We start from the raw sequence: 6,568 nt of genomic DNA on the forward strand, positions 1-6,568 counted from the left end.
CCCATTATCGCAGGTCAGCGGGCACCTCTTTCTATTTCTCCGTCCACAGGCCGACTATCGCGCGGTGGATCGAAGCTCAGATTTTCCAGAGCATGGTCGTAGGCCCTGCTCTTTTCCCGGTACTCGCTCTCCAGCGCGGTGATTTGGGTTTCGGTTAGTCGAGCCACAGCGCTTCTCCCCCGTGTACGTGCGGACGTAGCCGCTAATCGCGCTGCCGGTGACTTCGGCTTGATCCGTGTCGAGCGCGGCAGTCACCCTAAGTACGTCAGGCGACACTCGCATACCTCGTTGCGAACACTTGGCTGAAAGTTGTCAGAGGCCGGCACCACGCCGTCGTCGAGGACCGCGTCCGCACGAACAAGGCCATGGGCCCGCACAATCTGCCGGCCAAATCCTGGACGAGGAACAGGAGGTGGATGCTGGCCGCGAACGTCGCGGCCGACCTCGACGCCTGGCTCCGCCTCCTCGTCCTCCACGACCAGGAGGGCCTGGCCAACGCCGAGCCCCAGACCATGCGGATGCGGATCTACCACCAAGCCGACCGTCTCGCCAGACACGCTCACGTCCGGTACCTCCGCCTCGACGCGTCCTGGCCCTGGTCGACCACGTTCCCCCTCGCCTGGAACCGGCTCACCCGCCTGCCCCAGGTCACTTGACCAGCACGAACCCGCCCCGCCGAGCATGGGAAGGAGAACACCCGCAGTCTCCGGGCCCGTGGACCGGGCAGCCGCCAGGCGCGCGCACGTGAATGATCGAGGCAAGGCGTTTCACCGGAACCAGCGGCCCTCGAACGAACAGATCAAGCGGACTTTGAAACCTTGAAGGCCTGCCGACAGTGAATAGGTCGAGCGGCACTTCGACCGCAGACGCCATCCTCATCCTTACCAGGAAGGGTGAATGGGACACCTCGGACCTCTACTACGGAACCCCCTCAACACAGCTTATCCGTGATCATTAGAGCCTTGGAAAATCATCGTCGACTTCCAGCAGGAAGTGGGTTAGGTTCTATCTGCGGCGCCGCCGGGGGGTGGCGCCAACAGGGGGAGTCGGGGGACTTTAGGACCCCAATCCGGCATGCACCAATTCCCTGTTACCTCTATTCGCATGGGTGTATTCGTGCGACGACCAAGGAGTGACAGAATGCGTACTATTCTGCGCAAGATATCGACCGGTGCAATGGTGAGCGTCGCTGTAGGGGCTATGACGCTTGGAGCGCTGGCGGGCACTGCCAGTGCGAAACCCGACGGGCAATGCGGCCAGACGTTCAATCCGGAAACTGACGGTGCATCGGCACACTGGACCCTGGATTGCAGAGGTGGCCAGATCACTGTCAAGGGCTGGTACCGGGACGATGAGGCTGACGGGGATTGTGTTGGCGTGAAGGCTCATTTCGCTGACGGCTCGACGAAGCGGAGCGAGACGTGCGCGGGGTGGCGCACCAAGAAGAACTTCAGCTGGACCGCCCCCGGGGCGCTCGCCGACGTCTACCTGTACGAGTACGACGGATAGCTACTGCAATATGCCGCTACTTAGCGGCATATTGTGGGCTCAATAGCGCGCATCGCATGTACTCGAATACAGAGAGGCTAGCCAAGCTAATGGCTGAATTCAATAACCTCCTCCGCAGCAGGGTGCTCAAGGTCGGCGCTTCGGCCGGATTGGCACTGGCGGCGACACTGACCGTCGGAGGCTCGTCCTACGCCGCAGTTGATGCTCAGAAGGGTGCGTCGCAGGCGTCCGTCGAGATTGCGGTGCAGGCCTCGGTGCCGCGATTCATCACGGGCTACAGCCTCCACTGCTCTGAGGAAATGGCCAAGGACAGCATCACCGGCCCCGAGGCTGACAATGTGGTGGCGACCAAGTATTCGTCAGCCAGGTACGACAGGAACAAGAAGACCTGGAAGTACACTGGATCCAGGGTTGTTGTTGTACTGAACAACAACGGCTACTGCGTGACGGCCTGGCGGCGCTAGCATCACCACTTCGGAGTCTGAGGGAATCCATATGACAAGCCGTGTAGATTGCCACATTCGTTACGATCCAGAAGTGGATGTGGCGCTACTATCCTTCGTGAAATCATCGTCCAGTTCTGGAGGTCCAGCTCTGGAGTTCGATGACGAGACGGGATTGGCAGGTCTAGTTCGGCTCGACACTAAGGGAGAGTTTGACCACCTGGAGCTTTTGGGTGCGAAGCGCGCAGTCCCTCAGTTCATGCCAAAGCTGCGCACGCCACCGTCGGGCGTTCGGGACTACTGCCGAGGTGTAGTCGAAGTATGGATGACAGCATCCGAGGAACAAGGAACGGTCCGCTTCGATCTCGTTGACACCACTACCGGGGGCGGCGAGTACGAGGTTTCGGTGAGAGCCGAATCGTCGTCCTCGACCGTTGCCACGTTGATGTACGAAGAAGATTCAGGCGCACTCCGTTCACTGACGCTCTTCCCCTCGGGGAATCTGCTTCGTAACTTCATCGGAATCACGTCTGACTGATCTGGGCGGAAATTCGCGTGTCCCCTGTCCGACTTCGGGCAGGGGACACGCTTGCTTGCCTCCCCGTCATGATCCAGTCCGCGGCCAGGACTGGATCATGGCAAGTCAAGGCACCCTTTCGCGTATCTCACGCTCCGTCACCAGCAGCCGCTCGCATGATGAATTCATGAGGCTGGGCCCAGGGCGCGGGTGAGGACCGTACGGCCCGTGCCCTGCGCGAACACCGAGACGCCGGCGGCCGGTTCCGTGGACGGGGTGAGCGCGGCGATCGCCGTCGTCTCGGCCGCTCATCTCGTACGGTGATTCAATGCATGCCTTTCTCTCCGGGCAACAGGATGAAGAAAATGAGGGTGGGGAGAGACGCCCCGATAGGGCGCGGGACCGTATCGGTTCGCGACTGCCGCCGCGCGGGTGCGACAAGTCCTCAGCGGCCCGCAGCCGAACGGCTGCTCAGACGAGCCGCTTACGACACCAGAAGAAAAGGAACGCCACCACACCAGCCGTCAGGGCAAACACGATCGACGCCCCGAACCACTGCATACCATTCATCTGCGACATCGGAAGATAATCCACCGACCAGCCCACCACATCCGCCTTCTTCAGGCACAGCTTTAGCGCCTGATCCGTCTGCGCATCCGCACACGCGCTCCAGCTGACAAGGTCCCCACTGCCCGTGAGGTATGACTGATCGAGCTGGTGCGCGCTGTTGGGCAGTGACGGGGCCGCGTTCTCGGCCAGAACACCCTTGTGGGTCGTAACCGTGACTACGTTGCCGAGCGACAACAAAAAGTGGGCCCAGACCAATTGGACGACCATGGTGAAACCGAAGGTGACCACCATGGCCATCAGCGTGCGCCGCAGCACCACACCGATCGCCGCCCCACCGAACACGGAGAGGAGAGTGAGGGCGACGAGCACCGGGCCCGTGCTGTTGAAGGCCTCGCTGGAAGTCCAGTCCATGACCGCGGGCTCGGACTTGACGGGGTTCCACCACCAGCCGAACGCAGCCGACAGCGCGACCGTGCTCACCACGACTACCAACCCGGTCACCCCCAGCTTCGTGGCGAGCCAGCGGGTACGGCTCATGGACTGGGAGACGATCAGCTTGACCGTGCCGTTCTCCAGGTCGCCCGCGAGCAGCGGGGCGCCGAGGAAGACACCGAGCAGGACGGGTATCGCCTGGAGACCGGTGGAGACGGTCATGAGCCCGTTGAGGTACTGCTGAAACTCGTTGCCCACCTCATCAAGGCTGTTGGTGGGATAGCCGTAGCCGTCGAGGAAGTCCGTCATCTGGCCGCGCTGGTAGACCATCCAGGCCACGGAGAGGGCGGCGGCGGCAAGAATGGTCCAGAACGCGGCCCGGTGCTGGCGCCAGACCAGCCACGTCATAGCTCTGAGACGGGGCCGCCGTCCGGCGTCCTCCGTGGAGGTCGCGGTCATGGTCCCGTTCTTCGCGTCGGTCGAGTTCGAGGCGTTGGTGAACGTGCTCATGCCGCCACCGTCCCGGTGCCGAAGGCCTGACCCTGACCTTGCGCGGTGGCGGTGATCAGCGGTGGTGCGTCGGGTGAGCGGAGATAGGCGAGCAGGAGTTCCTCCATGTTCGGGGCGTCCGTCTCCCAGGGGCCGGTCACCGGGCCCTCGGGGCGGATGAGCGCGGTGAGCTGCCGTTCGCTGGTCCGGCACTCGACGAGCGTGTGGTGCCCGAGGGCGGCGGGCAGGCCCTCGTCATCCCTGGTCCCGGTGACCATGGTGTGCAAGGACATCAGCTCGTCCACGTCACCGGCGAGGCGCACTCCGCCGCCGGAGACGACGACGAGGTAGTCGCACACGTTCTCCAGTTCGGCGAGGACATGGGTGGACATCAGCACGGTCGTGCCGCGCTCAGCGGCCTCGGAGAGAAGGGTGCCCATGATCTCGTGGCGAACAACCGGGTCGAGGTCCGACATCGGCTCGTCGAGCAGCAGCAGCTCGGGCCGCTTGCCGAAGGCGAGGGCGAGGGCGACGCGGGTGCGCTGGCCGCCGGAGAGGGTGCTGATCTTCGCGTCGAACGGGACATTGCCAGCGCGGACGATGTCCTCGGCGGCGCGCTGGTCCCAGCCGGGGTTCAGCTCCCGCCCCAGCCGCAAAGTCTCCGCCACGGTGAAGCGACGGAACAGCGGCTTCTCCTGGGCCAGGAACGCGGTGCGCCGGCTGGACTCCGCCGAGCCTGGCGCCTCGCCGAACAGGCTGATCGAGCCGTGCGTCGGCTTCAGGAGATGGGCCGCGATGCTCAACAACGTGGTCTTGCCCGCCCCGTTCGGTCCGACCAGCCCGCAGATCCTGCCCGCCGGGAGCCGGAAGGAACAGTCCCGCAGCGCCCAGCCCCGCCGGTAGCGCATCCCCAGTCCGTACGCCTCCAGCGCCGGCTCCCCCGCGTACATACCGTCACTCACCTGTGCTCCTAGTCGTCGGCCCTGTTGTCATGACCCCCGTCGCCGGCGCGTTCCCGGCGGCGTACTGCTTCTCCATCGCCGACGCGACCAGCGCGGCCACGTCCTCCCGCTCCAGACCGGCCCCGGCCGCCTTCGACATCCACGCCACCAACTCCCCGTACAGCGGCGAGTCGGTGCCCGTCTCGGGGCGGGCCAGCGTGCGGCGTACGAAGGTGCCCTGGCCCGGCCGCGGTTCGACCAGGCCCGCGCGCTCCAGCTCGCGGTACGCCTTGAGGGTGGTGTTCGGGTTGACCGCGCTGATCTCGGCGACCTTTTTGGCGGTGGGCAGCCGGTCCCCCGGCACCAGTACGCCCAGCCTCAGGGCCTGCTTGGTCTGCTGCACGATCTGCTGGAAGGCAGGGACCCCGCTCCGCCTGTCGATGCGGTACTCCACGGCCACCACCTCCATCACCATTCCACTACTTGATTAGTGGAATCATAGTGGAGAGGTGCGAGGGCGGTTGTCAACGCCGGGAGAGGTTGACCAGAGTGACCGCAGGGACTCGTTGGACAATGGTTCGGTGGTCAGCCTGGGTCCAGGCCCTCAAAAAAACGAACCGATCGAACGACCACCCGACAGAAAGCGCCTCCGGTGCGAACCGCGATCTTTCCGTACCCGAGCACCCCTCCGCCCTCGCGGTCGAGGACGGGGCCGACACCTCCGACATGCTGGTCATGGCGTGTGCCGCAAGGGGGACTTACGAGTTTCCCCGTGATGTCAGACGCCCTCGTCCATGCCACCACAGGCCTGCACGACACAGCCGTACGCGAAGTCGGTGACGACGAATCGCTCACCCAACTGATCACGGCCCGCACCCCGTTCTTCCTCAAACGCAAACAGAACCCCGACCCGCACGGCATGATCCGTCTGCAGTGCCCGGCCGGTCACCGTCGACATCACCAACCCGCGTGCCACCACCGCGCACACCGCGGCCAAGCCCACCGTCCCGATCCCCACGGCCGAACGGCTGCGGCCCCCGGCTCCGGAGCAGCTGCCGAAGATCTGCCAACGCCCGACAGTCGCCCTTCACCCCGGCGGCCTCGGAAAGATCGACAAGTTCCGCCAGGACCGCCACTACTTCCAGCCGTCCTGGCAGGACGCCTACCGGCCCACTCGGGCCAATATCGAGGGACTGAACGGCAGAGCAAAGTCCCATGGCGTCAACATCGCCGACCCAGCCCGACGACTCGCCCATAGCCGCGTCGCCCAGACCGCCCTCCTCGCCCTGATGATCTTCACAATCAACCTCGGCATCCTGCACAGCTGGACACAGAGCAGCACACCCGCCGCCGACGCCGAGCGCAGTGAGGAGAACACCGGCGGTGGACAACGGCCACCGGTCACGTCGGCGTCCGGGATTCCACCACCCGCAGACATCCGCACCACCGAGACGACCTGACACCCCCGCACCACGATCGGGACTGCCGCCTGACCGACGACGACCTCTGCACGTCCTGCGCACCGAATCACCACCGATCCCCAGACGAGAACCCAGAGCAACGGCTCGTCAACTACCCCTGAGCCTCGATTGATCACGGGTGTCGGGTGGGTTCTGGGCATGGGTTCGGCCTGGGCGAGCACGAACGGGCTGTCGGTGAACAGGACG

General features: G+C 64.5%; 9 protein-coding genes. 5 read left to right on the forward strand and 4 right to left on the reverse strand.

Annotation, left to right across the window (positions count from 1 at the left end; all coding sequences use genetic code 11):
- The first annotated feature begins 302 nt into the window (after positions 1–302).
- The 4 genes from IEZ21_RS46700 to IEZ21_RS46710 all read left to right on the forward strand — a co-directional run bounded on the left by IEZ21_RS46700 (position 303) and on the right by IEZ21_RS46710 (position 2,490).
- Entirely contained in the window at positions 303–656 is a 354-nt protein-coding gene (locus tag IEZ21_RS46700) for a transposase (protein WP_281399773.1), read from the forward strand.
- A gap of 721 nt (positions 657–1,377) precedes the next feature.
- Entirely contained in the window at positions 1,378–1,509 is a 132-nt protein-coding gene (locus IEZ21_RS48590) for a hypothetical protein (protein WP_281399772.1), read from the forward strand.
- Between the two features lie 56 nt (positions 1,510–1,565).
- Complete coding sequence (locus tag IEZ21_RS46705; protein WP_189327883.1) at positions 1,566–1,973, forward strand: hypothetical protein; 408 nt, start codon at positions 1,566–1,568, stop codon at positions 1,971–1,973.
- Between the two features lie 31 nt (positions 1,974–2,004).
- Complete coding sequence (locus IEZ21_RS46710; protein WP_189327884.1) at positions 2,005–2,490, forward strand: hypothetical protein; 486 nt, start codon at positions 2,005–2,007, stop codon at positions 2,488–2,490.
- 450 nt (positions 2,491–2,940) lie between these two features.
- Here the strand turns inward: IEZ21_RS46710 and IEZ21_RS46715 are convergent, their stop codons facing one another.
- The 4 genes from IEZ21_RS46715 to IEZ21_RS46730 all read right to left on the reverse strand — a co-directional run bounded on the left by IEZ21_RS46715 (position 2,941) and on the right by IEZ21_RS46730 (position 5,919).
- On the reverse strand, positions 2,941–3,879 hold the full coding sequence (locus IEZ21_RS46715) for an ABC-2 membrane transporter-related protein (RefSeq protein ID WP_308429724.1): 939 nt from the start codon (positions 3,877–3,879) through the stop codon (positions 2,941–2,943).
- Positions 3,880–3,977: 98 nt separating this feature from the next.
- Positions 3,978–4,910 (reverse strand): ABC transporter ATP-binding protein, encoded by a 933-nt coding sequence (locus tag IEZ21_RS46720; RefSeq protein WP_189327888.1) that lies wholly within the window; start codon positions 4,908–4,910, stop codon positions 3,978–3,980.
- A 4-nt stretch (positions 4,911–4,914) separates the two neighbouring features.
- Entirely contained in the window at positions 4,915–5,370 is a 456-nt protein-coding gene (locus IEZ21_RS46725) for a GntR family transcriptional regulator (protein WP_189327889.1), read from the reverse strand.
- Positions 5,371–5,679: 309 nt separating this feature from the next.
- Positions 5,680–5,919 (reverse strand): hypothetical protein, encoded by a 240-nt coding sequence (locus IEZ21_RS46730; protein WP_189327886.1) that lies wholly within the window; start codon positions 5,917–5,919, stop codon positions 5,680–5,682.
- Between the two features lie 271 nt (positions 5,920–6,190).
- On the opposite strand from IEZ21_RS46730, the gene IEZ21_RS46735 reads away from it, so the two are divergent.
- On the forward strand, positions 6,191–6,361 hold the full coding sequence (locus IEZ21_RS46735) for a hypothetical protein (protein ID WP_189327887.1): 171 nt from the start codon (positions 6,191–6,193) through the stop codon (positions 6,359–6,361).
- Positions 6,362–6,568 lie beyond the last annotated feature (207 nt).

It is taken from the genome of Streptomyces flaveus (assembly GCF_014647675.1).
Taxonomy (GTDB): Bacteria; Actinomycetota; Actinomycetes; order Streptomycetales; family Streptomycetaceae; genus Streptomyces; species Streptomyces flaveus.